Annotated in this window: 26 protein-coding genes and 1 pseudogene; 7 read left to right on the forward strand and 20 right to left on the reverse strand. The window is 70.5% G+C overall.

Annotated elements, in window-relative coordinates; all coding sequences use genetic code 11:
• Positions 1–116: 116 nt before the first annotated feature.
• The gene (locus G6N37_RS17630) at positions 117–707 is read right to left on the reverse strand and encodes a hypothetical protein (RefSeq protein ID WP_163682340.1); all 591 of its coding nucleotides are present in this window, start codon (positions 705–707) and stop codon (positions 117–119) included.
• A 143-nt stretch (positions 708–850) separates the two neighbouring features.
• Complete coding sequence (gene cspA, locus G6N37_RS17635) at positions 851–1,054, reverse strand: cold shock protein CspA (RefSeq protein ID WP_007166602.1); 204 nt, start codon at positions 1,052–1,054, stop codon at positions 851–853.
• Between the two features lie 259 nt (positions 1,055–1,313).
• On the opposite strand from cspA, the gene G6N37_RS17640 reads away from it, so the two are divergent.
• Complete coding sequence (locus G6N37_RS17640) at positions 1,314–3,644, forward strand: DEAD/DEAH box helicase (protein WP_163682341.1); 2,331 nt, start codon at positions 1,314–1,316, stop codon at positions 3,642–3,644.
• Positions 3,645–3,735: 91 nt separating this feature from the next.
• A complete protein-coding gene (locus G6N37_RS17645; RefSeq protein WP_163682343.1) occupies positions 3,736–4,773 on the forward strand; it encodes a PAS domain-containing protein in 1,038 nt (345 codons plus the stop codon).
• Here the strand turns inward: G6N37_RS17645 and G6N37_RS17650 are convergent.
• The 10 genes and pseudogenes from G6N37_RS17650 to ssd form a co-directional block, all read right to left on the reverse strand.
• Positions 4,770–6,320: a radical SAM protein gene (locus G6N37_RS17650; protein ID WP_174813844.1), complete on the reverse strand. Its 1,551-nt coding sequence runs from the start codon at positions 6,318–6,320 to the stop codon at positions 4,770–4,772. The genes G6N37_RS17645 and G6N37_RS17650 overlap by 4 nt on opposite strands.
• Entirely contained in the window at positions 6,317–6,751 is a 435-nt protein-coding gene (locus tag G6N37_RS17655) for a hypothetical protein (RefSeq protein ID WP_163682345.1), read from the reverse strand. Before G6N37_RS17655 ends, G6N37_RS17650 begins: the two co-directional genes overlap by 4 nt.
• The gene (locus G6N37_RS17660) at positions 6,748–7,533 is read right to left on the reverse strand and encodes a prolipoprotein diacylglyceryl transferase (RefSeq protein WP_163682347.1); all 786 of its coding nucleotides are present in this window, start codon (positions 7,531–7,533) and stop codon (positions 6,748–6,750) included. Before G6N37_RS17660 ends, G6N37_RS17655 begins: the two co-directional genes overlap by 4 nt.
• A gap of 38 nt (positions 7,534–7,571) precedes the next feature.
• Positions 7,572–7,859, reverse strand: a complete 288-nt coding sequence (locus G6N37_RS17665; protein WP_308205472.1) for an Rv3654c family TadE-like protein — start codon at positions 7,857–7,859, stop codon at positions 7,572–7,574.
• A pseudogene (locus tag G6N37_RS17670) lies at positions 7,832–8,193 on the reverse strand (TadE family type IV pilus minor pilin); the annotation flags it as partial. The pseudogene G6N37_RS17670 and the gene G6N37_RS17665, both read right to left, overlap by 28 nt.
• Positions 8,194–8,216: 23 nt before the next feature.
• Positions 8,217–8,420, reverse strand: coding sequence for a DUF4244 domain-containing protein (locus G6N37_RS17675; protein ID WP_276066435.1), 204 nt, complete (start codon positions 8,418–8,420; stop codon positions 8,217–8,219).
• 15 nt (positions 8,421–8,435) lie between these two features.
• A complete protein-coding gene (locus G6N37_RS17680; RefSeq protein WP_179961855.1) occupies positions 8,436–9,017 on the reverse strand; it encodes a type II secretion system F family protein in 582 nt (193 codons plus the stop codon).
• Entirely contained in the window at positions 9,014–9,817 is an 804-nt protein-coding gene (locus tag G6N37_RS17685) for a type II secretion system F family protein (RefSeq protein ID WP_163682353.1), read from the reverse strand. The genes G6N37_RS17680 and G6N37_RS17685 overlap by 4 nt, the downstream gene beginning before the upstream one ends.
• Entirely contained in the window at positions 9,814–10,986 is a 1,173-nt protein-coding gene (locus G6N37_RS17690) for a TadA family conjugal transfer-associated ATPase (protein WP_163682355.1), read from the reverse strand. The genes G6N37_RS17685 and G6N37_RS17690 overlap by 4 nt, the downstream gene beginning before the upstream one ends.
• On the reverse strand, positions 10,983–12,035 hold the full coding sequence (gene ssd, locus G6N37_RS17695; RefSeq protein ID WP_163685171.1) for a septum site-determining protein Ssd: 1,053 nt from the start codon (positions 12,033–12,035) through the stop codon (positions 10,983–10,985). The genes G6N37_RS17690 and ssd overlap by 4 nt, the downstream gene beginning before the upstream one ends.
• 490 nt (positions 12,036–12,525) lie before the next feature.
• On the opposite strand from ssd, the gene G6N37_RS17700 reads away from it, so the two are divergent.
• Complete coding sequence (locus tag G6N37_RS17700; RefSeq protein ID WP_163682357.1) at positions 12,526–13,359, forward strand: HAD-IB family hydrolase; 834 nt, start codon at positions 12,526–12,528, stop codon at positions 13,357–13,359.
• Between the two features lie 457 nt (positions 13,360–13,816).
• On the opposite strand, the gene G6N37_RS17705 is transcribed toward G6N37_RS17700, so the two are convergent.
• Genes G6N37_RS17705 through G6N37_RS17725 form a run of 5 tightly spaced genes read right to left on the reverse strand, consistent with a single transcriptional unit; the run spans position 13,817 to position 19,624 of the window.
• Positions 13,817–14,575: an oxidoreductase gene (locus G6N37_RS17705; protein WP_163682359.1), complete on the reverse strand. Its 759-nt coding sequence runs from the start codon at positions 14,573–14,575 to the stop codon at positions 13,817–13,819.
• An 11-nt stretch (positions 14,576–14,586) separates the two neighbouring features.
• A complete protein-coding gene (locus G6N37_RS17710; protein WP_163682361.1) occupies positions 14,587–16,221 on the reverse strand; it encodes a dipeptide ABC transporter ATP-binding protein in 1,635 nt (544 codons plus the stop codon).
• Positions 16,209–17,072, reverse strand: a complete 864-nt coding sequence (locus G6N37_RS17715; protein ID WP_163682364.1) for an ABC transporter permease — start codon at positions 17,070–17,072, stop codon at positions 16,209–16,211. The genes G6N37_RS17710 and G6N37_RS17715 overlap by 13 nt, the downstream gene beginning before the upstream one ends.
• Positions 17,065–17,991 (reverse strand): ABC transporter permease, encoded by a 927-nt coding sequence (locus G6N37_RS17720; RefSeq protein ID WP_163682366.1) that lies wholly within the window; start codon positions 17,989–17,991, stop codon positions 17,065–17,067. Before G6N37_RS17720 ends, G6N37_RS17715 begins: the two co-directional genes overlap by 8 nt.
• A 4-nt stretch (positions 17,992–17,995) precedes the next feature.
• Positions 17,996–19,624: a peptide ABC transporter substrate-binding protein gene (locus G6N37_RS17725; RefSeq protein WP_163682368.1), complete on the reverse strand. Its 1,629-nt coding sequence runs from the start codon at positions 19,622–19,624 to the stop codon at positions 17,996–17,998.
• Positions 19,625–19,699: 75 nt separating this feature from the next.
• Here G6N37_RS17725 and G6N37_RS17730 point away from each other — a divergent pair, with 75 nt between their 5' ends.
• Entirely contained in the window at positions 19,700–20,527 is an 828-nt protein-coding gene (locus G6N37_RS17730) for an LppU/SCO3897 family protein (protein WP_163682370.1), read from the forward strand.
• 3 nt (positions 20,528–20,530) lie between these two features.
• Here G6N37_RS17730 and G6N37_RS17735 read toward each other — a convergent pair whose 3' ends face one another.
• Positions 20,531–21,073: a DUF4232 domain-containing protein gene (locus G6N37_RS17735; protein WP_174813845.1), complete on the reverse strand. Its 543-nt coding sequence runs from the start codon at positions 21,071–21,073 to the stop codon at positions 20,531–20,533.
• A 114-nt stretch (positions 21,074–21,187) separates the two neighbouring features.
• Here G6N37_RS17735 and acs point away from each other — a divergent pair, with 114 nt between their 5' ends.
• Entirely contained in the window at positions 21,188–23,146 is a 1,959-nt protein-coding gene (acs, locus tag G6N37_RS17740; RefSeq protein WP_163682372.1) for an acetate--CoA ligase, read from the forward strand.
• Between the two features lie 5 nt (positions 23,147–23,151).
• On the opposite strand, the gene G6N37_RS17745 is transcribed toward acs, so the two are convergent.
• Positions 23,152–23,850, reverse strand: coding sequence for a chymotrypsin family serine protease (locus G6N37_RS17745; protein WP_163682374.1), 699 nt, complete (start codon positions 23,848–23,850; stop codon positions 23,152–23,154).
• Positions 23,851–24,084: 234 nt separating this feature from the next.
• On the opposite strand from G6N37_RS17745, the gene G6N37_RS17750 reads away from it, so the two are divergent.
• Together G6N37_RS17750 and G6N37_RS17755 are read left to right on the forward strand one after the other, a co-directional pair.
• Positions 24,085–24,612 (forward strand): phage holin family protein, encoded by a 528-nt coding sequence (locus tag G6N37_RS17750; protein WP_163682375.1) that lies wholly within the window; start codon positions 24,085–24,087, stop codon positions 24,610–24,612.
• Positions 24,613–25,557, forward strand: coding sequence for an alpha/beta fold hydrolase (locus tag G6N37_RS17755; protein ID WP_163682377.1), 945 nt, complete (start codon positions 24,613–24,615; stop codon positions 25,555–25,557). It begins immediately after the preceding gene.
• Here the strand turns inward: G6N37_RS17755 and marP are convergent.
• The gene (gene marP, locus G6N37_RS17760; protein ID WP_163685175.1) at positions 25,550–26,743 is read right to left on the reverse strand and encodes an acid resistance serine protease MarP; all 1,194 of its coding nucleotides are present in this window, start codon (positions 26,741–26,743) and stop codon (positions 25,550–25,552) included. The genes G6N37_RS17755 and marP overlap by 8 nt on opposite strands.
• Positions 26,744–26,754 lie beyond the last annotated feature (11 nt).

The following is a 26,754-nucleotide window of genomic DNA, read 5'->3' on the forward strand; positions in this document are numbered from 1 at the left end:
ATTCCGTGGAAATTCAGATACGCCAGCGTTCCTTCGCCCTCGGGCACCTGACAATTTCGCACCATTGGGCGCGACTGCGCAAACCGGCCGCGCGATACGCAAATCGTTTTCCGCGGTTATACCCGCGGCCACACCGATGACACGTCGACGCCGTCGGGGGCTTCGCCCACGTTCTCTACCAGGCGCGATAGCCGCCGGCGGCCGCTGATCCGCAGCGCCGGGCGGCCGCCTCGGGTGCCGATCAACGTGGGGGCAATTCCGACCCGCATCAAAGCCGACGCGAGCGGGGAATGGGTGTCGGGCGCGTGGGGATCGAGCCCAAGCAGGTAATGGTCGCCCTCGGGGTGACCGGCGGCCAGCGTCCACGCCCGCAATTCGCGCGGCCCGGGCAGCCACCGCGGCGGCACCGTCTTGACCGCCCCGCGCGTCCACGCGGCGGCCAGGCTCACCAAAGACGCGGTGACCGCCGTCCGCACCAGCGGGGTGTCCTCGTCGGTGCGGCCGATCTCGGGCACCAGCCCCGCCTCGCGGATCATCTCGGCCAGCGCGCCGGCGCGCCAACTCTGATCCACCACCACCGAGAGCCGCGCGCCCTGCGACTCCGGACCGCCGACCATCACGATCTGACCGGAAGCCGCCAGCACCCCGGAGAGATCGGCGACCGCTGGCGGCACCGCCTCCGCTGTGAAGAAGGAAAGCTGGCTCACGCCACCGACAGTAGGCCAGGTCGACCATCCGCGTCTTGAGGCAACCGGCGCGGCGCTGGTTTCGCGGGCCGGTCCTAACGAAAACCCCCCGGCGGGCCCGCGGGGCGGGACTGCACGGGGGGTCCGTGGAGAATCGGCTCGTCTTAGACGGAGCGGACTCCGGTGGCCTGGGGGCCCTTAGGGCTGTGGCCGATTTCGAACTCGACCTTCTGGTTTTCTTCGAGGGTGCGGAAGCCCGAACCCTGGATCTCCGTGTAGTGGACAAACACGTCTGCGGAGCCGTCTTCGGGGGCGATGAACCCGAAGCCCTTCTCCGCGTTGAACCACTTCACAGTTCCCTGTGGCATCTCTCGATCTTTCCTTTTCTTCTGGGTGCGGGGCATCGCCTTTCGATGCCCCGGGCCTGGTACGACCGCCATACCTCGCTCAGTCGCCGGAACTTCACCCGACCGATTAACCTCGCAGGAACCGCGGCCGCAACGTCGATCCTGCGAAAGTTTGACACGAACACAGAAGCTGCGACCGCAAATAGTCAACCATGTTCATCGCTTCGGCGACAGACTTGCGCCTTGGACGGAGTCTCAGCCGGGTCCCAGGAGGGTGCGAATGGCGAGTTTCGGCAGCGAGTTGCTCGCCGCCGCGCTCGCCGGCACCGCCGCCGACGAGCACCCGCTGCGCCACGTCGCCGAGCTGCCGCCGCGAAGCGGCCGCCCGCACAGCTGGCCGGCGTGGGCCGAGCCGGACGTGGTGCGCGCGTTCACCGACCGCGGCGTCGGGTCCCCCTGGTCACACCAGTCGGCGGCCGCTGAGTTGGCTCACGCCGGCCGTCACGTGGTGGTGAGCACCGGGACAGCGTCGGGCAAGTCCTTGGCGTATCAGCTCCCCGTCCTCAACGCGCTGGCCACCGATCCACGTGCCCGGGTGCTGTACCTGTCGCCGACGAAGGCGCTGGGCCACGATCAGTTGCGAGCCGCGCACGCGCTGACGGCGGCGATCCCGCGGCTGCACGACGTCGCCCCCACCGCCTACGACGGCGACAGTCCCCCGGAGGTCCGCCGCTTCGCGCGCGAACGGTCCCGCTGGCTGTTCTCCAACCCCGACATGATCCATCTGTCGATCTTGCGCAACCATGCCCGCTGGGCCGTGCTGCTGCGGGGTCTTCGCTTCGTGATCGTCGACGAATGCCATTACTACCGTGGGGTTTTCGGCTCCAACGTGGCGATGGTGCTGCGCCGGTTGCTGCGGCTGTGCGCCCGGTACTCGTCGGCGCCCACGGTGATCTTCGCCAGCGCGACGACGGACGCGCCTGGCGCGACGGCCGCCGAGCTGATCGGGCTTCCGGTCGAGGAGGTCACCGAGGACGGTTCGCCGCAGGGCGCCCGGACGGTGGCGCTGTGGGAGCCCGCGCTGCGGGCCGACCTGCTGGGCGAGAACGGGGCGCCGGTGCGCCGCTCGGCCGGCGCGGAGGCGGCGCGGGTGATGGCCGACCTGATCGCCGAGGGGGCGCAGACGCTCACGTTCGTCCGCTCTCGGCGCGCCGCGGAGCTGACCGCCCTGGGCACCCAGGCGCGGCTGGCCGACATCGCCCCGGAACTCTCCGGCAAGGTGGCGTCGTATCGGGCCGGATATCTCGCCGAGGACCGCACCGCCCTGGAGCGCGCCCTGGCGGAAGGCCGGCTGCGCGGGCTGGCCACCACGAATGCCCTGGAGTTGGGTGTCGACATCGCGGGGCTGGACGCGGTGGTGCTCGCCGGGTTCCCCGGGACGGTCGCGTCGTTCTGGCAGCAGGCCGGCCGGTCGGGCCGGCGCGGGCAGGGCGCGCTGGTGGTGCTGATCGCCCGCGACGATCCGCTGGACACCTACCTGGTCCACAACCCCGCGGCGCTGCTGGGCAAGCCGGTCGAACGGGTGGTGATCGACCCCGCCAATCCCTACCTCTTGGGCCCCCAACTTCTGTGTGCGGCAACCGAAATGCCGCTCGATGAGGCCGAGGTGCGTGACTTCGGCGCCACGGCGGTGGCCGAGGGCCTCATCGACGACGGACTGCTGCGGCGCCGCAACGGCAAGTACTTTCCAGCGGCCGGCCTGGAACCGCACGGGGCGGTGGACATCCGGGGGTCGGCGGGCGGCCAGATCGTCATCGTGGAGGCCGACACCGGGCGGTTGCTGGGCAGCACCGGCGTCGGTCAGGCCCCGGCGTCGGTCCACCCGGGCGCCGTCTACCTGCATCAGGGGGAGAGTTACGTCGTCGACTCGCTGGACCTCGAGGACGCGATCGCCTTCGTGCACGCCGAGGACCCCGGTTACGCCACGTTCGCGCGGGAGATCACCGACATCGCCGTCACCGGCACCGGGGAACGCTCGCGGTTCGGGCCGGTCACCCTGGGGCTGGTGCCGGTCACCGTTACGCACCGGGTGGTGGGGTATCTGCGCCGCCGGCTTTCCGGGGAGGTGATCGACTTCATCGAGCTGGATATGCCGGAGCAGACGCTGGCGACGACCGCGGTGATGTACACCATCACCGAAGAGGCGTTGCTGCGCAACGGTATTGACGCACCACGGATCCCCGGGTCGCTGCATGCCGCCGAGCACGCGGCGATCGGCCTGCTGCCGTTGGTGGCCAGCTGCGACCGTGGCGACATCGGCGGCCTGTCCACGGCGGTGGGACCGGACCCGGCGGGTCTGCCCAGTGTCTTCGTCTACGACGGTTATCCCGGCGGCGCCGGATTCGCCGAACGCGGCTTTCGCCAGGTGAGCACCTGGCTGGGCGCGACGGCCGCCGCCATCGAGGCGTGTGAGTGCCCGCGGGGGTGTCCGTCCTGCGTGCAATCCCCCAAATGCGGCAACGGCAACGACCCGCTCGACAAGGCGGGTGCGGTGCGCGTGCTGCGACTGGTGCTCGCGGAACTGCCGCACCCGGCGCGATCCGGCGGATGACGACCGGTCCCCCGGCGGCCGACCACGGTGATGTGCCCCGGACGCCGATGCCAAGCCCGAGGCCTTGGCCCGTCGCCGTAAAATCGGCCGCATGGGCCACGACTGGCTGCTCGTGGAGACGCTGGGCGGCGAACCAACCGTGGTGGCGCAGGGGCGCCAACTGAAAAACCTCGTCCCTATCACCACGTTCATGCGCCGCAGCCCCTATCTCTCCGCGGTCCGGACGGCGATCGCCGAATCGGTGCAGACCGGGCAGAGCCTGACCAGCATCACCCCCAAGCGCGACCGCGTCATTCGCACCGAACCGGTGGTGATGTCCGACGGCCATATCCACGGCGTGCACGTGTGGACGGGGCCCGCCGACGCCGAACCGCCCGAGCGGCCCACGCCCGGGCCGCTGAAGTGGGACCTGACGCTGGGCGTCGCCACCGACACCCGGGAGTCGCTGATGAACAGCGGGAAGAATCCCGAAGTCGAGGTGACCTTCGGCAGGGCCTTCGCGGAAGACCTCCCCTCTCGCGAGCTCAATCCCAACGAGACCAAGGTGCTTGCCATGGCCGTCAAGGCCGAACCCGACCAGACACTCTGCAGCACCTGGGATCTCACCGATTGGCAGGGCAATCCGATGCGGATCGGTTTCGTCGCGCGCACCGGCCTGGAGGCCGGCCCCGACGGCCGGGACCACCTGGTCGCCCGGGCGATCAACTGGCGCGCCGAACTCAAGGGCCCGGAGGTCTCGACAGACGATCTGGCGCAACGGATCCTGAGCGGACTGGCCCAGGCCGGCGTCCACCGCGCACTGATCGACCTCAAGAACTGGGCCCTGCTGAAATGGCTGGACGAGCCCTGCACCTTCTACGACTGGCGGGGCAGCGAGACGGGCAAGCCGAAGGTGCACCCCGACGACCAACCCCTGGTCTCCTCGATGACTGAGGAATTCGCCCACGGTGCGACCAGCCGAGTGCTGCGCATGCCGGGCCGCGACAGCGAGTGGGTGCCGGTGCACGTGACGGTCAACAGGGTCGAACTCGAACCGGACACCTACGCCGGGCTGGTCTCGCTGCGGTTGCCCTCCGACGAGGAACTCGCCGCCGCGGGACTGCCGGGCGGCCCCGACGCGACGGCCTAACCGACGACCGGCAGCAAGCGTTCGGCGGCGACCGACAGCCGCTGGGCGCCCAGTTGCGGCCACGCCTGCACCGCGCAGAACGGCGCGCACTGGTCCTGCGCCGAGCGGGTGCCGACGTGCACGCAGCACTGCACCAACCGCTCCTCGATCATCGTCGAGAGGTCCATGAACGGTTTCACCGTGACGCGGACGACACGCTCACCCAGCATCCGCCTGAGCGCTCGCCGCCGCCCGGGCAGCGCGGCGGACGCCACCGTCAGCAACGTCGCGATGCCCAGGTCGCAGCTCTGGCAGATCATGCGCCACACGTCCGACATCTCCGGATGCGACAGCGAAGACCGCTCCGACAGCAAGCCCATCAGGGATTCCCGCACGGCCAGCCGCAATTCGCGGGGAATGTCGGAGTCGGCGATCCGGTTGGCGATCAGGCCCAGCTTGGCTTTGAGGTTGTCGTGGCCGATCAGCGCGACCAGTGAGCGCCAGTTCCCGCTGTCGTCGTTGAGCAGGTACCCGACCGAACAGCAGTGCGGGTGCGAGCACGGCAGCGCGGTCAGGTCCCGCCAGGTGACCAGGCCGCCGGTCTGCGGTCCCAACCGTTTCAGCACACCGGTGTGGGTCAGCCGGCTGCGCGGATCGATGAGACCCGAACGGCCGGAAGCGAATTGCGGCTGGATGCTCACCCCGCCGACGTAGGGTGTGTCCAGCGCCAGCTTGACGACGTCGCCGATCTCGCCGTCGTTGACCCCGAGCGCGGCGGTCATCACGAGCGTGGTGAAGATTTCGCGTTCGGAAAGTCGCCGCAGCGCCGCCTGTTTGACGCGGGACAGGTCACCGCCCCGGTGGTAGCGGTGCGCGGCCGCCGAGAGCCCGTCGTACTGCAGATACACCTCGGCCCGTTCGCGATGCTCGGTGAGCAGGTCGAGCAGCCCGTCATCGTGGGCTATCCGCAGGCCATTGGTATTCAACAGGATTCGTGTTATCGGCCGCGAGCTGAGCTCGGCGAGCAGCTCGGGCAGCTGCGGGTGCAGGCTGGGTTCGCCGCCGCTGAGCATCACCACGTCGAGGCGGCCGTTCTCGCGCGCGAGCCGCTGGTCGACGTTGGCCAGCACGTCGCCGACGGCGACGACATCGCGCAGGTCGGGCGAGGAGTCGGCGAAACACGTCGGGCAGCGCAGGTTGCAGGCCGCGGCGATGTCCTCGAGCAGGATGCAGGTGTGCTGGGTCTGCATCTGCGGCAGACCGCGCAGATAGGCCGACGGGATGGGGTCGAAGTTGTCCGGCGCGTCGGGGACATGGGCCTTGGTGGGCGCGGTCCACTCCTCGAGATAGGAAAGGATCGCGGGGTCCTCGTCGTACAACGTCCGAACGAGTCCGTGTGTCCGACAGCCACGTTCGAGCCAGACCTGCCCGTCGTCGCGCACGGCCAGCCAGCCGCTGAGCCGCGCCACGTCGCCCAATGGGCGGTCTGGCTCCTCGGCATGACAGTGCGGGCAAAAGGCGTTGACGTAGCGGTGGATTCGGTCGCCCCGCAGGTCCACGCCGCTCATCGGGTCACGTGATAGAGCATCGGGTTCAGCCCGGTACAGATGCCGACGGTGAGGATGGAGGTGAGCGCCCAGCCGATCATCAGTCCCATCCCGATCCCCCTCGCCCAGGCACTCCTCTTCACGAACATCAGCGCTCCCCCGCCGACGAAGGCGATCATCGCGAGCAAGACGGCTCCGGTCGCGAACGCGATCTTCGGCGAGGCGGCATTGGCGAGCCCGAACAACACCAGCGGGCCGACGACCGTGTTGATCCCGGCGTACAGGGCCATCCCGGCAATGGCCGCGCCGAGGATTTCCCCACCGCTCGGCTTGCGCTGGGGCGGTGGCCAGCCGGGGTAGGGCTGGTTCATGTCATAGGGGTAGCCGGGCGGGGGCCAGTCCGGGGGGCGCCAGCCGCCCGGCGGAGGGGGCTCCTGCGGGGGGATCGTCATGTGGCAACCGCCTCCCGCCGCAGGACGGCGTCGTAGTAGCCCCGCCGGTAGCCCACGCGCAGCCGGACCGCGATGAGGACAAGGGAGGGCAGCAGGAACCATTGCGGCCGGGTCAAGCCCAGCCACACGGTTTCGTTGGCGCGGACGAACTCGACGAAGAACCTGAACACCGCATAGCCCGCCACATAGAGGACGAACAGCTCGCCCCGCTGACCGACCCGGTTGCGCAGCCACAGCAGCGCCGCGAATGCGGCCAGCTGGAAGGCGATTTCGTAGAGGAACGACGGGTGCATCGCCACGCCGGCCAGGCAGCCGGGGCATTTCGGCGTGCCGGCCGGGGCGTGGACGCCCCACGGCAGGGCGGTCGGGCGTCCCGGCGCCTCGGTGAGGTGGCAGCCGATGCGGCCGATCGCCATGCCCAGGGCGACCGCCGGCGCGAACAAGTCACCGGTCTTGCCGGTGTAGCCGCCGATCCGCTTGGCGATCAGCACGCCGACGTAGGCACCGCACAGTCCGCCGAGGATGCTGCGCGACCCGAATTGCCACGCCTGCAGCACCGTCGGGTTCAGCCGAAGGTCGAGGTGCTCGGCCCAGCCGGACAGGCGCATGCCCAGCGCGCCGCCGACCAGGGCCCCGGTCACCGCCGCCAACGACTGTTCGTTGACCGCTCCGCGCCGGCGCGCCTCGGCGATGAACACCACCGCCGCCGCCAGGACGCCCAGCGCCACGAAGACACCATGCACCGGCAACACCATCGGGCCGATCCGCCACTGCGGCACCACGCGGACAGACTATTACGTCGGGCAGGCACCGGCCCGCTTCAGCCGCTGGCCGGCCCGGCCCGCGCGCCGGCGCTCGCCGCCCCGCCGAAGACCGCCACCCGAACCGTGACGACGACGTCGAGACCGTCCACCGCACAACTGGCGTCGGTCCGCATCGCGCGGGCCACCACCGCCGCTTCGGCGCAGGCGGCTTCGGGCCCGGCCGGCAGCCGGGCCGCGCCGGCCAGGGCGGCCAGGTCGGCGGCCGCCTGCGCCCGGTGACGCGCCACCACGACCGCGCCGACGTACGCCGCGGCCCCGGTGACGCACAGCAGCACCGCCACCATCCAGGCCGTGACCAGGGTGGCCGAACCGCGATCACCCCGGTGGCTCCGCCACCGACACCGCTTTGGCCGCAATGTCGAGCGCCGGCAACAACTTCGAATGCGCGACGACGGTGGCCACCAGGAACTCGCCGTCACGGTGCACCTCGACGTGCGCCCCACCCGGGGCGATGCGGCGAGCCGCGCCGAGTGCCGAGCTTTCGTCGCCGCGGGCGGCCAGCCGGGCGGCCTCGCGGGCGGCGTCCACGCAGCGCACCTGCATCGACACCGCGGTGACGCCGGCCAGGCAGAGCACCAGCACGACGACCAGCGTGGCGACCCCCAGCGCGGCCTCCACTGTGCTGGCACCCGCACCGCCGGCTACACCTTGGTGTTGAGCGCGCGACCGATGATGTTGGTCAGTGCCGACACGATGGAGTCGCCGGTGACGACGGTGTACAGGATCGCACCGAAGGCGGCGGCCGCGATGGTGCCGATGGCGTACTCGACCGTGGACATGCCCGCCTCGTCGGACGCCAGGACCGTCACACGGGCCACAATGACACGAAATATGTTGTGCACCAATGCTTTCCTTTCTTCTCACCATAATCCGAAGACGTCTCCGGCGAGCCCGGCCACCACCGGAACGATGCCCAGGCACACGAACGCCGGCAGGAAGCACAATCCGAGCGGTCCGGCGATCAACACCCCGGCGCGCTCGGCGGCGGCCGTGGCCGCGTGCGCGACGTCGTGCCGGGACTGGTCGGCCAACTCGGCGACACCCTCGGCCAGCGCGGCGCCCGAGGACGCCGAACGCCGGGCCAGCCGCAGCAACGCTTCGACGTGCGCGTCGGGCCGGGCGCCCGGCGTAACCGACCACGCGACAACGGGATCGGCGCCCAGCGCCAGCAGGTCGGCCGCTCGCCGCAGCACGTGGGCCAGTGTGGGCGGCGCGGACGTTGCGGCGGCGGCCGCGGCGGTGGCCACCGCCATGCCCGCGCCCAGGCACACGGCCAGCACGTCGAGACAGGACGCGACCGCCAGCGGGTCGTCGTTCAGGGCCGGCCCGAGGCCGTGGCGGGTTCGCCGCTCGCGGACCGATATCCGAGCGCGCGCCCGCACCAGCGATGGGCCCGGGGCGATCCACGCGGCGACCGCCAGCAACACCGCCGCCGCGCTCACGGCACCAGCCGATCGGTGATGCGGTCGGCCCACAACAGGCCCCCGCACGCCAGGGTCGAACCGACGACCAGCAGCCATCCGCCGGCGTGCCCGTCGAGCAGGAAGGCCAGCGGCCGGGCGCCGATCAGTTGACCCAGCAGCACCCCGAGCACCGGCAGGGCCGCCAAGATCGCCGCCGTTGCCCGCGCGCCGGCCATGTTCGACGTCACCCGCGCCGAGAACCGTTGCCGCTCCGCGATATCGCGCTGCGCGGCGCGCATCAGGGTGGCTATCGCCAGGCCGTGGTCGCTGGCCAGTTGCCAGCACGACGCGAGGCGGTCCCACTGCGTGGGCAGGGTCGACGCTGGCGCCGCGGCGCGCAGGCCGGCCGCGACGTCGGCCCCCAATCTGGCGCGGGCCGCCACGGCCCGCAACGACTCCGCGACCGCACCGGCGGTTTCGCCCGCGGCCACGCCGAACGCGCGCACCGGATGCGCGCCGACCCGCAGTTCGCCGACGAGCACGTCGAGTGCGGCTTCCAGCGCCCGCGCCTCGCGCGCGGCGCGCCGGCCGCGCCGGCCGCGGCGGTAGCGCAGGCCCGCGGTCGCGCCCACGACGGCCAGGGCCAGCACGGTGGTCAGCGGCAGTACCGCCGCGGCGGCGGCCACCGCCCCCGCGGCAAGGCAGCCCGCCCCCCGCAGCCCGGCGAGCGGGCGGCGGCGACGGTTCGGCACGACGGGCGCGAGGCGGCGCCGCGGTGACGCCGGAAGGACGACGAGCGCGACGGCCAGCAGCAGTGCACCCGCGATGGGGCCGTTCACGCCGGCATCCGGCTGTGCAGCAAGCGGCGCAGCCGCTCGGCGTCGCCGGTCGGGCCGCCGTCGGCATGCCACACCGTGACGGCCCGCACTCGCCCCGCGGTCGGGTGCAGCACGGCGATCTCGGCGAGCCGGCGCCGCCCGGCGCGATCCCGCGCGACGTGCAGCAGCACCTGCACGGCCGCGGCGAGCTGACTGTGCAGCGCCGCGCGATCGAGCCCGCCCAGCGCCCCGAGCGCCTCCAGCCGGGCGGGAACTTCGGCGGGGTTGTTCGCGTGCACCGTGCCCGCTCCCCCGTCGTGGCCGGTGTTCAGCGCCGCCAGCAGATCCACCACCTCGGCGCCACGCACCTCGCCGACCACGATGCGGTCGGGCCGCATCCGCAGGGCTTGCCGCACGAGTTGACGCACGGCGACTTCGCCGACCCCTTCGACGTTGGCGCACCGCGCGACCAGCTTCACCACGTGCGGATGGCGGGGCGCCAACTCGGCGGCATCCTCGACGCAGACGATGCGTTCCGTCGCGGCCACGGCCCCGAGCATCGCCGCGAGCAGGGTCGTCTTGCCGGCTCCCGTCCCGCCGCACACCAGGAAGGCCAGCCGCGCGGCGATGATGTCGGCGACCAGGGCGGCGGCGTCGGGCGCCAGGGCGCCCGAGGCGGTCAGGGCCGCCAGGTCCTGACTGGCCGGCCGCAACACCCGCAGCGACAGGCAGGTGCCACCGGCCGCCACCGGCGGCAGGACGGCGTGCAAGCGCACCGCAAACCCCGCCCCGATGCCGGTCAGCTGGCCGTCCACCCACGGCTGCGCGTCGTCCAGGCGCCGACCGGCGGCCAGCGCGAGCCGCTGCGCCAGCCGCCGCACCGCCGCCTCGTCGGCGAACCGGACCTGCGTGCGCCGCAAGCCATTTCCGTCGTCGACCCACACCGCGTCCGGCGCGGTGACCAGGACGTCGGTGGTGCCGTCGGCGCACAACAGCGGCTCGAGGATGCCGGCACCGGTCAGTTCGGTCTGCAGCACCCGCAGGTTGGCCAGCACCTCGGTGTCACCGAGCATCCCCCCGGACTCGGCCCGGATCGCGGCGGCGACGGCGTTCGGCCCCAACGGGGACCCGAACGGGGCCGATTCCGCGGCCAGCCGCTCGCGCACCCGATCGATCAGCGAACCGCTCATGCGGCCCTACCGTTTCGTGCCGTACCCGACGACGCGCGCGGCAACACGGCGAGCACCTGACGGGCCGCCGCCGCGAGCGCCGATCGCCGACCGACCCGCAGCCCACCACGTTCCAGCTGCTCGGCGACGCGCGGCTCGGCCCGCATGGACGCCAGCAACGGCAGGCCGGCGAGGTCGGCGATCTCGGACGCCCGCAACCCGCCCGGCGACGGACCGCGCACCACCAATCCCACGTTGGGGTTGACGGCGGCCAGCACCGGAGCCAGCGCACCCGTCGCCGCGCATGCGCGGACATCGCATCGGCTGACCACGACGACGAGGTCGGCGGCGTCGAGGGCGGCCTGGGCCGCGTCGGTCAGACGGCGCGGAAGGTCGCAGACCACCGTCACCGCCCCGCGGCGACCGGCATCGACGATCGCGTGCACCGGCCCGGGCGCCAACTCGTACCCACGCCGGGTGCCGGACAGCACGCTGACGCCCCGGTGTCGCGGCAGCGCCGCACGCACGGCCGACCAGTTGAGCCGGCCGCCCTGCAGGGCCAGATCGGGCCACCGCAGGCCCGTTGCGCTCTCCGCGCCCAGCAGCAGGTCGATCCCGCCGCCCCACGGGTCGAGGTCGACCACCAGCGCGTCGGCGGCGGCGTGCGCCAAGGCGGCCGCCAACGACGACGCGCCCGCGCCGCCGCACCCGCCGATGACGGCGACGACATCGCCGCGCGACCCGTCGTCGCGCGACGACTCGGCGGCCTCGGCGAGCGCGCGCACCAAGTCGCCCTCCTGCTCGGGCAGCCGCAGCACCCGCCCGGCACCCACCGCGACGGCAGCCGCCCACGTCGCGGTCTCCGGGCCGGCCGACGTCAGCACGGTCAGGTGGGCGCGGCGCGGCAGCGCCGCCCGCCCGCAGCGCTCGGCCGCCGCCTCGTCCAGCACCACGGCCGCGGCCGCCGACCACGTCTTGCGGCTCAACGCGCCGCCGGCATGGACGACCCGGACGCCGACGGCCGCGGCCACGCGATCCAATTCGCGGCGCAGTTCCGGGTCCGCCAACACCGCCAAGACGCCCGCGGAAGTCGCCACTTCCGCCGGAGGGGTGCCACTCACGCGACCACTGTGTGGCCTGGCGATATTGGACGCCAGTCCCAAACGGGGGGTTTGTGGATAGAGACGCGAGTGTGCACAAAGACTCGGTCGACGCATCGGCCGGAGCGCACGACGCGGAACGTCCGCAACTACTCCAACGGCCCCGCTGCACGGTCCGTATGACCGGAACTGACCCGAGATAAGGGACGACCCCCGCCAGGGGGGGAGGAGGCGAGGGTCGTCGTGCATCAGCCCCGGGGGGTCGGGCTGATACACCCTCGGCTCAGGCCGAGTAATGCTTACTATACACATGCCCAGCCGCGGTAACGCAATAGCTCTTTCTATGAAAGAACACGTTGAGCCGCAAGAACACTGCCGATACCGCAGGTCCCACTTTGCTGAGCGGCCGTTTCGGGTCCAAGGTTCCAGCGCCGGCGGACGACCGACCTATGCTGGGCCCGTGACCGTCTTCGACCCGGCCGACGCGCAGCACACGACTTCCCGGGCCCGCACCGCCGCCTTCTTCGACCTGGACAAGACGATCATCGCCAAGTCCAGCACGCTGGCGTTCAGCAAACCGTTCTTCAACCAGGGGCTGCTGAACCGCCGCGCCGTACTCAAGTCGAGCTACGCCCAGTTCATCTATCTGCTTTCCGGCGCCGATCATGACCAGATGGACCGGATGCGCATCCACATGACGAACATGGTCGCCGGCTGGGACGTGGAACAGGTCAAGTCGATCGTCAACGAGACGCTGCACGAGATCGTGACCCCGCTGGTGTTCGCCGAAGCCGCGGACCTGATCGCCGCCCACAAGTTGTGCGGCCGCGACGTCGTCGTGGTCTCCGCCTCGGGCGAGGAGATCGTGGCGCCCATCGCCCGGGCGCTCGGCGCCACGCATGCGATGGCGACCCGCATGGTCGTCGAGGACGGCCGGTACACGGGCGAGATCGCGTTCTACTGCTACGGCGAGGGCAAGGTGCAGGCGATCCGCGAGCTGGCCGCGCGCGAGGGCTACCCGCTGGAGCACTGCTACGCGTACTCCGACTCGATCACGGATTTGCCGATGCTCGAATCCGTCGGCCATCCCAGCGTGGTGAATCCCGACCGCGGACTGCGCCGGGAAGCCCTCGAGCGCGGTTGGCCGGTGCTGTCGTTCTCTCGGCCGGTGTCGCTGCGCGACCGCATCCCTGCGCCGTCGGGTGCGGCGATCGCGACGACCGCCGCGGTGGGCGTCAGTGCGCTGGCCGCCGGCGCGGTCACCTATTCGCTGTTGCGCCGCTTCGCGTTCTAGCCCGCCGCGCAGCAAACACACCGCGGGCGCGCTGCTGCGCCGCTTGGAAAAGTTTGGACAAATTGGGCCTTGCTGCGCTAAGGGTCTAGTAGTACAAAGGAACCACGGAAGCCCGGTGAGGCCTAGGTCGATCCGGAAGAGAAGGTTCGATCTCCCGATCCGGGCACCCAGCACGGTGCTCGGCACCCACGCGGAGTCATAGCCGCGATAATGGCAGAAGTGTTGCGGGCCTGCGTAATTGCGAAGTGCGGATGGAGTCGACGGCCCTTTGGGTGGGGTTGCGACCGGAAGCAGCGCAAGATCGCCGAGGCCAACCCACGCAGCCCCGAAATGCACGCATGGTAACCGAGTTCCGTGCTAGCGGGCGGCGAACCGAATTATTCGGGGCGTCGCCCGCTTTGCATTGTCGGACGCATTTTCCGCAGGCGTTTTTCCCGGCGGCCGGCTACCGATCCAGCTATCGACTCGACAGCGACTCGGCGATCGTGAGAGCCTCCTGCGCACCGGCGCGCATCGCCCGGCAGCAGAGCACCAGCCAGCCGCCCACCCCCTCCGGGGTGCCGTCGGCGAAGCCCTGGGCGGCGGCCCGATAGTCGGCGGGCTGGCGCATCCAACTGACCTCGGGCACACCCAATCCGTGTGGGTCCAGCCCGCTGGCGATGGTCACCAAACGCGACACGGCGCGGGCCACCACGCCGTCCGCGCTGCCGAACGGCCGCAGCGTCAGCAGCTCGCCGTGGGCGACGGCGGCGACCACCGGCGCCGGTGCCTGGGTGCCGCCGCTCACCAACTCCGCCAGCACCTCCAGCCGCGGCCCCACCCCGGCATCGGCGCGGGGCCGGCCCAGCCTGTCCTCGTCGACCTGGTCGGCCGCCGCCAGCATGTGCAGGCGGGCCAGCGCCTGCAACGGCGCCCGCCGCCAGATCCCGACCAGTGGACCCTCGCCGCCCTCGAGCGCCTGAGCCACCCGCAACGCACCGCCGAACACCGGATCGCTGACCACCGCCGCGTCCGCGAGGTCTTCGAGCCGCACGGGGCCGCCGTCCAGCACCGACGAGGCGCGGGCCGCCCGCAACGCCGCTTCGGCCGCGGTCACCGGCCAGCCCCGCAGGTTCGCCCGGTGGCGATGGGCACGGCCCAGCGCGTCGCGGGCCCGGTCGCTGGCCTCGGCGACGCCCGGCAACTCCAGCAGGGGAGCCAGTGGATCAGCCGTCACGGGTAGCCAACCTATCGCGGTGGCGCGGGCGCGCCGGGGATGGCCGCCAGCAGCTGGCGGGTGTATTCGTGCCGGGGCCGGCTGAACAGCTCCTCGGTGGGCGCCCGCTCCACCACGCTGCCGGCGCGCATCACCAGGACGTCGTCGGCGATCTGCCGGATCACCGCCAGGTCGTGGCTGATGAACAGGTAGGCGAGTCGGAGCTCGGCCTGCAGGCCGGCCAGCAACTGAAGTATCTGGGCCTGCACCAGGACATCGAGCGCGGAGACCGCCTCGTCGCAGACCAACACCTCGGGCCGCAGCGCCAGCGCCCGGGCGATCGCGACGCGCTGCCGTTGGCCACCCGAAAGCTCGCGGGGCAGCCGCCCCAGCACGGACGCCGGCAGCGCGACCTGGTCGACGAGCTCGCGCACCGCGCGCTCGCGCTGCCGGCGGTCACCGACGCGGTGGACGCGCAGCGGTTCCTCGACGGCGCGGAACACGGTGTACATCGGATCCAGGCTGCTGTAGGGATTCTGGAAGACGGGCTGCACCCTTCGCCGGAATGCCAGCTGCTGATCGCGGTTCAGTGCGGCGTCGACGCGGGTGCCGTCGAAGACGACCGTGCCGGAAGTGGGGGGCAGCAGGCCCAGCACCATTCGCGCCAGCGTGGATTTGCCCGAACCCGACTCCCCCACGACGGCCAGGGTGCTCGCCCGCCGCAGCCGAAACGAAACCCCATCGACGGCACGGAATTCCGCTCGCCGCCGCGCGCGCCACCCGGGAGTCACGCGGGACTCGCGGTAGACCTTCGTCAGCTCCGAGGCGACGAGGACGTCGTCGGACTCCGGGTGATCCGGGCGCGGTCGGACCGGACTCTTGACCGCCAGCGACGGCGCCGCGGCCACCAGGCGACGGGTGTACTCGTGTTGCGGGTCGCGCAGGATCGACTCCGCCGCACCGGATTCCACCACGACCCCGGCCCGCATCACGACCACGGACTCGGCGCGTTCGGCGGCCAGCGCCAGGTCGTGGGTGATCAGCAGCAGCGCGGTGCCGAGTTCGGCGGTGAGTCCCTGCAAGTGGTCGAGCACCTGGCGCTGCACGGTGACGTCCAGCGCGGAGGTCGGCTCGTCGGCGATCAGCAGCCGCGGCCGGCCCGCCAACCCGATCGCGATCAGCGCCCGCTGACACATCCCGCCGGACAGCTGATGCGGATAGCGACCCGCTTGCCTCGCCGGGTCCGGCAACCCGGCCTGGGCGAGCAGCTCCACCGCGGCTCGTCGCGTCCTGCGGTCGGAAGTGTTGGCCCGCAGCGCTTCGGAGACTTGGAAGCCCACCTTCCAGACGGGGTTGAGGTTCGTCATCGGGTCCTGAGGTATGTAGCCGATCTCGCGGCCCCTGATCGAGCGCAGCGTCCGGCGGTTGGCCCCGGCGAGGTCGGTTCCGTCGAAGAAGACGCGCCCGGCGGTGATCCGCCCGCCGGGGGGAAGCAGCCCGAGGACGGCGGCCGCCGTGGTGGATTTGCCCGAGCCGGACTCACCCACCACCGCGACGGTCTGGCCGGGCAGCACGGTGAGGTCCACGCCGCGGACGGCGGCCTGATGGCCGAAGTCGACTCTGAGCCCCTCGACGGCCAGCAGCGGTCCGGCGTTCACGGCCGCCACGCTCGCGACGCCGGATCCAGGGCGTCGCGCAATGCGTCGCCCATCATCATGAAGGCCAGCACCGTGATCGCCAGTGCGCCGGCGGGATAGAACAGAATGGGCGAGCCCGCCCGCAGCCGCGTCTGGGCGAGGTTGATGTCGCCGCCCCAGGACACCACCGTCGGCGGCAATCCGACACCGAGGTAGGACAGCGTGGCCTCGGTGACGATGAAGACGCCCAGCGCGATGGTGGCCATCGCGACGACCGGGCCCAGGGCGTTGGGCAGAGCGTGGCGCAGCAGGATTTGAAAGCGGCTCAGCCCCAATGCTTTCGCGGCCAGCACGAAGTCGCTGGCGCGCACCGCGAGCACCGATCCCCGCGCGATGCGGGCCACCTGGGGCCAGCCGAACAGGGCGAGGATGGCGATCACGGTCCACACCGTGCGATGGTGCATGACCTGCATGAGCACGATCGCGGCCAGCAGCAGCGGCAAGCCGAAGAACACGTCGCTGACGCGCGAGACCAGCGCGTCGATCCAGCCGCCGTAGAAGCCCGCCAGCGCGCCGAGTGCGCCGCCGACGACGAACACCACCAGGGCCGCCCCCACGCCGACGGTGACCGAGGCCCGCGCGCCGTAGATGGTGCGGGCGTAGACATCGTGGCCCTGCAGGTCGGTGCCGAACCAATGGGCGCCCGACGGCGGGAGCAGGCTCTGGCTGGGATCGGCGTAGGCGGGGTCGGCCCCGGTGAACACCGCCGGAAACATCGCGACGACCACGATGAACACGATGAGCAGGCCGGCGACGATGAACTTCGGGCGCCCACGCAACCCCCGCCACGTGTCGCGCCAGAAGCCGCTGCGCTCAGCCATACCGGATCCTCGGGTCCAGCGCGGCGTACAGGAGGTCCACGGCCAGGTTGGTGACGAGGTAGATCAGCACCAGCACCGTCACGATCGACACCACGGTCGGCGCCTCCTGCCGGGTGACGGCCTGATACAGCACACCGCCGACGCCGTGGATGTTGAAAATGCCCTCCGTCACAATGGCTCCGCCCATCAGCGCCCCCACGTCGGCACCGAGGAAGGTCACCACGGGGATCAGCGAATTGCGCAGAATGTGCACCGTCACCACGCGCGGCCGGGACAAGCCCTTGGCGGTGGCGGTGCGGACGTAGTCGGCGTGCGCGTTGGCGGCGACCGCGGACCGGGTCAACCGCACCACGTAGGCGAACGACACCGAACCCAGCACGACGCCGGGCAGCAGCAGGCGCCCGAATGTCGACCGCTCGCCCACGGTGACCGGCGCGATGCCCAACTTCACCCCGAAAACGAACTGGGCCAGGAACCCCAGGACGAAGATGGGGATCGCGATGATGACGAGCCCGGTGATCAGCACGCCCGCATCGAACAACCCACCCGTGCGCAGGCCGGCGATCACCCCGAATCCGATGCCCAGCACCGCCTCGACGGCCAGCGCGATCAGCGCCAGCCGCAACGTGACCGGAAACGCATGTGCCAGAACGTCGCTCACCGGCAGCCCGGAGTAGGAACGGCCCAGGTCGCCATGCAGGACGCCGCCGAGGTAGCGCAGATATTGCACGATGAACGGATCGTCGAGGTGGTAGCGGGCCCGCAGCTGCGCGGCCACCTCGGGTGTCAGCGGCCGGTCCCCGGCGATCGCGGCCACCGGGTCACCCGGCAACAGGAACACCATGCCGTAGATCAGCAGCGTGGCGCCGAGGAAAACGGGCACCATGACGGCGATCCGGCGCGCGATGTAGGAGCCCATCTCGTCAAGCCTTGACGACGTTCTCGTAGTCGGGCAATCCGTTCCAGGTGAGCTTGACGCCGCTGACCTGCGGCGACCATCCGACCACCGCGATGTAATACCACAGCGGCACAGCGGGCATGTCGCGCAACAAGATTCGTTGGGCCTCGTTGACCCGCACATCCGCCTGCCGCAGGTCGGGCGCGGCCTCGGCGGCGGCCAGCCCGGCGTCGAACTCGCGGCTCGAGTATCCGACGTCGTTGGATCCCGCGCCGGTGGCGTACAGCGGGGCCAGGAACTCGATCATCGACGGGTAGTCGCCGATCCAGCCCGCGCGGAACGCGGTATCGATGGTGTGGTTGGTGATCTGGGTGCGGAAACCCGCGAACGTGGGGTGCGGCGCGCCGACGGCATCGATGCCCAGCACGTTCTTGATGCTGTTGGCCACCGCATCCACCCACTCTTGATGGCCGCTGTCGGCGTTGTATGCGATGGAGTATCGCCCGCTCCACGGCGAGATCGCGTTGGCCTGCGCCCAGAGTTGGCGTGCCCGTTCGGGGTTGAAGTCCAACGCGTCGTTGCCCGGGATGTTCGGGTCGAATCCGGGCAGCGAGCTGGCGGTGAAATCGCGGGCCGGGCTGCGGGTGCCGTTGAAGATCTGCTGACAGATCTGTGGCCGGTTGATGGCCGCCGACAACGCCAAGCGGCGCAACCGGCCTTCCTCGCCCCCGAAATGGGGCAGCCGCAACGGCGTGTCGAGCGATTGGCTGACCGCGACGGGGCCACTGGCGAAGTTGCCGCCCAACTCACGCTTGTAGATCGTCAGCGCGCTGGACGGAATCGTGTCCAGCACATCGAGGTTGCCGGATAGCAGGTCGGCATAGGCGGTGTCCAGGCTGGCGTAGAACTCGAACCGCAAACCTTTGTTGCGGGGTTTGCGATTGCCGTGGTAGGCGGGGTTGGGTTTCAAGTCGATCTTGACGTTGTGTTCCCAGGCCGGCCCGTCGGGACCGTCCGCCAACTCGTACGGGCCGTTGCCGACCGGGTTGCGGCCGAACGCGGCCATGTCCCGAAAGGCCTTGTCCGGCAGCGGGTAGAACGCATTGTGTCCCAGCCGCAAGGTGAAGTCGACGGTCGGTGCCTTGAGCCGCACATCGAACTCGAGATCATTGACCACTTGCAGCCCGGACATGCTGGTCCGGGCCGGCTTTCCGTCTCCGGTGCGGCCGGCGACCTCGTCGTACCCGACGATCGGGCTGAAAAAGCTCTGTTGCAGTTGGGCATTGGTGCTCAGGGCACCGTAGTTCCACGCGTCGACGAACGAATGCGCCGTCACCGGTGAGCCGTCGGTGAATTTCCAGCCGGGCTTGAGAACGATCCGGTAGTTGATGTTGTCGGTCGTCTCGACCGACTGCGCCACTTCCGGCGACGGTTTGCCCGCGGCGTCATAGGACACCAAACCGGCGAACAGCCGGTCCACGATCCGCCCTCCGAGGCTGTCGTTCGTGGCGGTCGGAATCAGCGGGTTGGGCGGTTCACCGCCGTTCACCACGACCGACTCAGGGGTCAGCGCCCCGCCACCGCAGCCGCCCAGCGTTGCCGCCGCCAGCAGCCCGGCGACGAAGACCGGCAAGGCGGCCCGCATCCGACGCATGACACCCGACCCTAGGGCCTGCGCCGCCGCAGTGGTGAAGTGCCCGGTGCGGGTCCGCGAATCTAGAATCCCGTCGTGACTGTGGTGCAACTGGCCTCGGAGGGACCGGATGTGCTGGCGGGGCGAATGATCTTCTTGTTCGGCCTTCCCGCAATCGGATTGATCTGTCTGATCATTGGCCTGCTGGAGCGCTCGCGCAGACGTCCACCGGTCCCGCCGCCGTACAACGCCGGCCATCCGTATCCGCCGGCACCGCCGCCGACGGGCTATCCGGGGGCTTACCCCGTTCCGCCGCCGTATCCCGGTTACCCGCCGGCGGTGCCGCCGCGGCCACGAACGAGCAAGTCGGCCACCACGCTGATCACCATCGGTGCCGTCCTGCTGGGGCTGGGCGGGCTGAACATCTTCTTCCACGCTGCGCGCGCCTTGTCGAGCGACGATCGTGGCTCGCCCACGACCGCCCAGCCAACCCCATCGACCAGAGCCGCGATGCCCGAAATAGGTCAGTGCTTCACCGAATTCGAGGTCCGTATGGGTTCGCTCAACCAACCGACCGACTGCGGTGATCCTGTGGCGACCTATGAGCTCGCCGCCAAAGGCGGGCCGACGACGACATGCCCCGACAACAAGCGCGGCGACTCTGTCTACGCGCGCCTCACCAACGAATCCCACACACTGTGTTTTGCCGCCAACCTCAAACAAGGGCTCTGCTACCTGAGGACCGACCAGCGCGAGACGACGACGTGGACACCGGTCGATTGCGCTGAAGCACGCTTCGCAAGATTCAAGGTCGACAAGCGCATTGACGGCAGCGCCGACGAAACGCAATGTCCGCCGGGGACAACGGCCAACGCGTACCCCACGCCGCCGCGGGTCTACTGCCTGGCGCAAGCCGACTCGTGACGCTCAGACGGGCGTGACGGGGTGCACCTGCAGCGCGCAGGCGTCGATGGTGGCCGGCACGGTCAGCACCACGGTGGTGTCCGGCGGGTTGACCAGCAGCTCGGAGTAGGTGGGGCACGGGTCGCCGTTGGCGTCGATGGCGATGCCCTCCACGACGGCCTGCGCCTGCGTGGACAGGGACAGGATGACGGTGGGCGGCACCTCGGCGCCGCCCGGCAGGCCGCCCATGTAGCCGCGCAGCGTGGGCTGGGCGTGAATGACCGGGCCCCCGGCACCGGAGTCGACCCCCGGGTAGCCGGTCAGCGTGCAGGGCTCCGCGCCGCCGGCGAGGCTGAACACCAGCGTGGTCGCTCGGTGCCCGACGGCGGCCTGGGCCGGCGAGGCGGTCACGGCGATCCGGTCCGACCAGCACGGGGTGGGCGCATCGGCGGTGTCGGTGGGCATGGCCCACGCCGGAGCCCCCAGCATGGCGATGGCCGCGTAACCCGTTGCGGCCGCGGCGAAGCTGGGAACTAGTCGGCGGGTGCGCCGCCCGTGGCCCGGCACACCGATGATTATCCGGCATCGGGCCGCGCTTTGACCCGTATTCGCAGGGTCGCTTTCACCTTGTGGGGCTAGGCTCTCTGACGATTGACGAGCCTCGACATTAGGAGGAAGCCAGTGACCGCCACCGACGCCGTAGGCCCGTCGTCGTATCCCCCGCCGCCCGGGTTCGCCGAACAGGCCAACGCGGGCGAGGAGCTCTACCGCGAGGCCGGCGAGGACCGGCTGGCCTTCTGGGCCAAGCAGGCGAACCGGCTCACCTGGGCCAAGCCCTTCACCGAGGTGCTGGACTGGTCGGACGCCCCGTTCGCCAGGTGGTTCGCCGACGGCAAGCTCAACGTCGCCTACAACTGCGTGGACCGGCACGTGGAGGCCGGCAACGGCGACCGGGTCGCCATCCACTGGGAAGGCGAGCCCGGCGACAGCCGCAGCCTGACCTATGCCGAGCTGCAGGCGCAGGTGTGCAAGGCGGCGAACGTGCTGACCGAACTGGGACTCGTCGCCGGTGACCGCGTCGCCATCTACCTGCCGTTGATCCCCGAAGCCGTGATCGCGATGCTGGCCTGCGCCCGCCTGGGCATCATGCACAGCGTCGTGTTCGCCGGCTTCACCGCGAAGGCGCTACGGGCCCGCATCGCCGATGCGCAGGCCAAATTGCTGATCACCGCCGACGGGCAGTTCCGCCGCGGCAAGCCGGCGCCCCTGAAGGACGCCGCCGACGAGGCGGTCGCGTCCGGCCCGGACGGCGACAGCTCCGTCGAGCGCATCCTGGTGGTGCGCCGCACCGGTATCGACGTGTCGTGGAACGACGACCGCGACCTGTGGTGGCACGACGTCGTCGACGCCGCGTCGCCCGAGCACACCCCGGAGCCCTTCGACGCCGAGCAGCCCCTGTTCCTGCTGTACACCTCCGGCACCACCGGCAAGCCCAAGGGCATCGTGCACACCAGCGGCGGCTATCTGACGCAGTCTTCCTACACGCACTACTACGTCTTCGACATCAAGCCCGAGACCGACGTGTTCTGGTGCACCGCCGACATCGGCTGGGTCACCGGGCACACCTACGGTGTCTACGGGCCGCTGTCCAACGGCGTCACCGAGGTGCTCTACGAGGGCACGCCCGACTCTCCCACCCAGCACCGGCATTTCGAGATCATCGAAAAGTACGGCGTGACAATCTATTACACCGCGCCCACGCTCATCCGTACCTTCATGAAGTGGGGGCGCGAGATCCCCGACGCACACGACCTGTCCAGCCTGCGACTGCTGGGCACGGTGGGCGAGCCGATCAACCCCGAGGCGTGGCGCTGGTACCACAAGGTGATCGGGGCCGACAGCCTCCCGATCGTGGACACCTGGTGGCAGACCGAAACGGGCGCCGCGATGATCTCCCCGCTGCCCGGGGTCGCCGCGGCCAAACCGGGTTCGGCGATGAGGGCGTTGCCGGGCATCTCCGCGAGCATCGTCGACGACCACGGCAACGAACTGGTGCCCACCGTCCACCACGGCGAACACGTCACCGGCTACCTGGTCTTGGATCAACCGTGGCCGTCCATGCTGCGCGGCATCTGGGGTGATCCCGAGCGATACGTCGAGACCTACTGGTCCAGGTTCGCCGAGCAGGGCTGGTATTTCGCCGGCGACAGCGCCTATTACGACCGCGACGGCGCCATCTGGGTGGTGGGCCGTATCGACGACGTGATGAACGTGTCGGGGCACCGGCTCTCGAGTGCCGAACTGGAGTCGGCGCTGGTCGGCCACCACGGGGTGGCCGAAGCCGCGGTGGTCGCCAAGACCGACGAGACCACGGGCCAAGCCGTCTGCGCGTTCGTCGTCCTGTGCGCCGAGTACGAGGTGCACGACGGGGTCGTCGACGAGCTGCGCGCCGAGGTGGCCCGGGAGATCTCTCCCATCGCCAAGCCGCGTGAGATCCACGTGGTGCCGGAGCTACCCAAGACGCGCAGCGGCAAGATCATGCGCAGGCTACTGCGCGACATCGCCGAGAACCGCGCACTGGGTGACACGTCGACGCTGCTCGACCCCGGCGTCTTCGACGCGATCCAGGCGTCGAAGTAGCCGCCTCAGGCCGGTAGCGGCGTGAACCCCGCACCGGGACGGTGCTTGGCGTTGACGTCGGCCAGGACTGCGTTGAACGACTGCACCACGGCCGGCGTGTGCAGCGGGATGTACTTGATGACACAGGTCGGCAGGTTGTCGCTGAACGCCCCGTGGATCATGCCGACCAGCATGTTGTTGACGGTCACCGGCGCCCCCGAGTCCCCCGGCTGGCCGCAGACCTGCATGACGATGGTGCCCGGTTCCTGCCCCGGCCCCCAGGTGACGCCGCACGAGTTTCCGGTGGTGCGGCCCTGCTTGCAGGCGATCTCGCCAAATGCCGGATCCGGGCCGAGGCCGTTGATCGCGAAGCCGTTGTAGTTGGCCGTCGGCGTCACCTTGGCCGGATCGAACTTGATGACCGCGTAGTCGAGGTTGTCGTTGCCGGCCACCATCGTGCCCAGCACGCCGGCGTTCTCGGCGCCCTCTGCGGCCACCTGCGCGCCCGGACCACCGCAGTGCGCGGAGGTGAAGCCGATCAGCTCACCGGCGGTATCACCGCCGATGGTCGTCAGGGTGCACATCGTGTCCCCGTTGATGACGATGCCGGCGCCGCCGCCCATCGGGATCCGGACGTCGGCGGCCGCGGCGCGCGCCGGGAAGCCCATCAGTACCAAGAGGACCGCCGCGATTGCCGCCACGAAGCACCGGTGCGCCGTATGCACAGCACCACTCCCATCGACAGGCCGGACCCGGACCGGCGTGGCCAGTCTAGTCGGCCAGGCGCCCCGCCCGCCGTGCCGAAACGGGCCCGCACGGCCGGCGCGCGAAGGTCACCGGTTGCACCCGAAAGACGGCGGTCCGGTCGCCGTCTTCGGCTGGCCTCGTCTGGCATAGCGCCGCATGGCAACATGAACCGCGACGATGACGCCGGGCAATGACGAAGGAGGGGACCGTCTGTGAGCAAAGCCGATGGCAAGAACGGTGTGCCCAGCACCCTGACCACGATCCCCCTGACCGACCCGCACGCCCGGCCCGCCGAGCCGTCGATCGGCGACCTGATCAAGGACGCGACGACGCAGGTCTCCACGCTGGTGCGCGCCGAGGTCGAACTGGCCCGGGCGGAGATCACCCGGGACGTCAAGAAGGGCCTGACCGGGAGCGTGTACTTCATCGCCGCGCTGGTGGTGCTGTTCTACTCGACGTTCTTTTTCTTCTTCTTCGTCGCCGAACTGCTCGACACCTGGCTGTGGCGCTGGGTGGCGTTCCTCATCGTGTTCGGGGTCCAGGTGGTGGTCGGCGCGCTGCTGGCCCTGCTGGGCTTCCTCAAGGTGCGCCGGATCCGGGGCCCTCGGCAGACCATCGAATCGGTCAAGGAGACCCGCACCGCCCTCACGCCGGGCCACGACAAGCCGCAAGGCGCCGCCAAGCAGCTCGCCGAGCGCGGCAAGCACGAAAAGCCCGAAACCGATCCATCGGGCTGGTAAGTGGCCCCGCCGGATCCGTCGGTAACCCGCATCGAGGGGCCATGGCGCCACTTTGACGTGCACGCGAACGGCATCCGGTTTCACGGCGTCGAGGCCCTGCCCGCCGACAGCACACCCGCCACCGCTCGGCCCCTCGTCATGCTGCTGCACGGGTTCGGCTCGTTCTGGTGGTCGTGGCGTCATCAGCTGCGGGGGCTCACCGGGGCGCGGGTGGTCGCGGTCGACCTGCGCGGGTATGGCGGCAGCGACAAGCCGCCCCGCGGCTACGACGGCTGGACGCTGGCCGGCGACACGGCCGGCCTCATTCGCGCGCTGGGGCACTCGTCGGCGACCCTGGTCGGTCACGCCGACGGCGGGCTGGCATGCTGGGCCACCGCACTCCTGCACGCGCGGTTGGTGTCGGCCATCGCATTGATCAGCTCGCCGCACCCGGCCGCACTGCGCCGGTCCACGCTCACCCGGCGCGACCAGCGGTACGCACTGTTGCCGACGTTGCTGCGCTACCAGGTGCCCGTCTGGCCGGAGCGCCTGCTGACCCGCGACAATGGGGCCGAGATCGAACGCCTTGTCCGTCGCCGCAGCAGCACCAAATGGCTTGCGTCCGAGGACTTTTCCGAATCCATCGGTCACCTGCGAACCGCGATCCAGATTCCGTCGGCGGCGCACTGCGCGCTGGAGTACCAGCGCTGGGCGGTGCGCAGTCAGCTGCGCGACGAAGGCCGCCGTTTCATGAAATCGATGTGCCAGCAGCTCAGCGTGCCGCTGCTACACCTGCGCGGTGACGCCGATCCCTACGTGCTGGCCGACCCGGTCGACCGGACGCGTCGGTATGCCCCGCAGGGGCGCTATGTATCCATCGCCGGCGCAGGGCATTTCAGCCACGAAGAGGCGCCCGGGGAGATCAACAGGCACCTGATGAAGTTCCTCGACTCGGCGATCAGCTGACGCAGGACCCGGTGGTCACCTGCTGGGTATCGCCGATCTTTGCGAGCTGACCGGCTACCTCGTCGGCCGTCAGCACGAAACCCGTGTCGGGGTCGTCGACGGCCGCACCGAACACCACGCCGAGCACCTGACCGTTCAGGTCGATCAGCGGTCCGCCCGAATTGCCTTGCTCCACATTGGCTCTGATGGTGTACACGTCGCGGGTCACCGGCGCCGGATCGCGGTAGATGTCGGGCCCGCTGAGCTTGATGACCTCGCGAATGCGGGCCGGGGTCGCGGTGAAGTTGCCGCCGCCCGGATACCCCAACACCACGACGCTGGTGCCCGTTTTCGCCTCGGCCTGGGCGAAGGCCAATGGCTGTGGCGGCAGGTTGGGGACCGCGAGGATGGCGATGTCGACCGACGGGTCGTAGGACACGACGGTGGCGTCCAGCGGGCTGCCGCTGGCGTAGATCTGCACGCTGTTGGAACCGGCCACCACGTGCGCGTTGGTCATCACCCGGTCCTGGGCGATCACGAATCCACTGCCCTCCAACACTTTCTGGCAGCTCGGGGCCAGGCTGCGCACCTTGACCACGCTGGGCGCGGCGGCTTGCACCACCGGGTTGCCGGCCAGGGCCGGGTCGGGCGAGGCGACGGGAATCACCGGCGTGCGGCTGAACGGCTCCAGCACCGCGGGCAGGCCGGAGGTGTTCAGCAGGGCCGAGAGCCGCTTGGGCACCGTCTTCAGCCACGGCGGGGCAACCTCGTTGACCTGGGCCAGCACCCGCGAGCCGCGGACCGCGGCGGCCAGCTCCGGCTGGTCCTTGGACTGGGTCAGGGGTGTCGCCAACAGCCAGGCCGCGGTCAACACCACCACCAGCTGGACCCCCACCCCGATGAACGAGTCGACCGTGCGGATCATGCGGCTGCGGATCGCGCCGCGGACCGCGCGTCCCAACACCACTCCCGCGACCTCGCCGATGACCACCAGCGCGAGGATCAGAAACAGGGCGGCGAACAGCTTGGCCCTGGGCGCGGCGATGTGGCTGACGAGGTGGGGAGCCAGCAGCACGCCCGCGATCGCGCCCAGCAAGACGCCGACGAACGACAGCAACGAGCCCAGCGCGCCGGAACGCCAGCCCGACACGGCCGCGATGAACGCGACCGCCAGCACGGCCACGTCAAGCCACTGCGACGGGGTCATCGAACTCAGGT

It is taken from the genome of Mycobacterium seoulense (genome assembly GCF_010731595.1).
GTDB classification, from domain to species: domain Bacteria; phylum Actinomycetota; class Actinomycetes; order Mycobacteriales; family Mycobacteriaceae; genus Mycobacterium; species Mycobacterium seoulense.

Excerpts from the sequence above, each read along its gene's own strand:
- G6N37_RS17650 (WP_174813844.1), bottom strand. The coding sequence starts at position 6,320 with ATGAGCGGCGTGGACCTGCGGGGCGACCGAATCCACCGCTACGTCAAC.
- G6N37_RS17640 (WP_163682341.1), top strand. The coding sequence starts at position 1,314 with ATGGCGAGTTTCGGCAGCGAGTTGCTCGCCGCCGCGCTCGCCGGCACC.
- G6N37_RS17690 (WP_163682355.1), bottom strand. The coding sequence starts at position 10,986 with ATGAGCGGTTCGCTGATCGATCGGGTGCGCGAGCGGCTGGCCGCGGAA.
- G6N37_RS17720 (WP_163682366.1), bottom strand. The coding sequence starts at position 17,991 with ATGGGCTCCTACATCGCGCGCCGGATCGCCGTCATGGTGCCCGTTTTC.
- G6N37_RS17645 (WP_163682343.1), top strand. The coding sequence starts at position 3,736 with ATGGGCCACGACTGGCTGCTCGTGGAGACGCTGGGCGGCGAACCAACC.
- G6N37_RS17665 (WP_308205472.1), bottom strand. The coding sequence starts at position 7,859 with ATGGTGGCGGTGCTGCTGTGCGTCACCGGGGCCGCGGCGTACGTCGGC.
- cspA (WP_007166602.1), bottom strand. The coding sequence starts at position 1,054 with ATGCCACAGGGAACTGTGAAGTGGTTCAACGCGGAGAAGGGCTTCGGG.
- G6N37_RS17725 (WP_163682368.1), bottom strand. The coding sequence starts at position 19,624 with ATGCGTCGGATGCGGGCCGCCTTGCCGGTCTTCGTCGCCGGGCTGCTG.
- marP (WP_163685175.1), bottom strand. The coding sequence starts at position 26,743 with ATGACCCCGTCGCAGTGGCTTGACGTGGCCGTGCTGGCGGTCGCGTTC.
- G6N37_RS17715 (WP_163682364.1), bottom strand. The coding sequence starts at position 17,072 with ATGGCTGAGCGCAGCGGCTTCTGGCGCGACACGTGGCGGGGGTTGCGT.
- G6N37_RS17655 (WP_163682345.1), bottom strand. The coding sequence starts at position 6,751 with ATGACGATCCCCCCGCAGGAGCCCCCTCCGCCGGGCGGCTGGCGCCCC.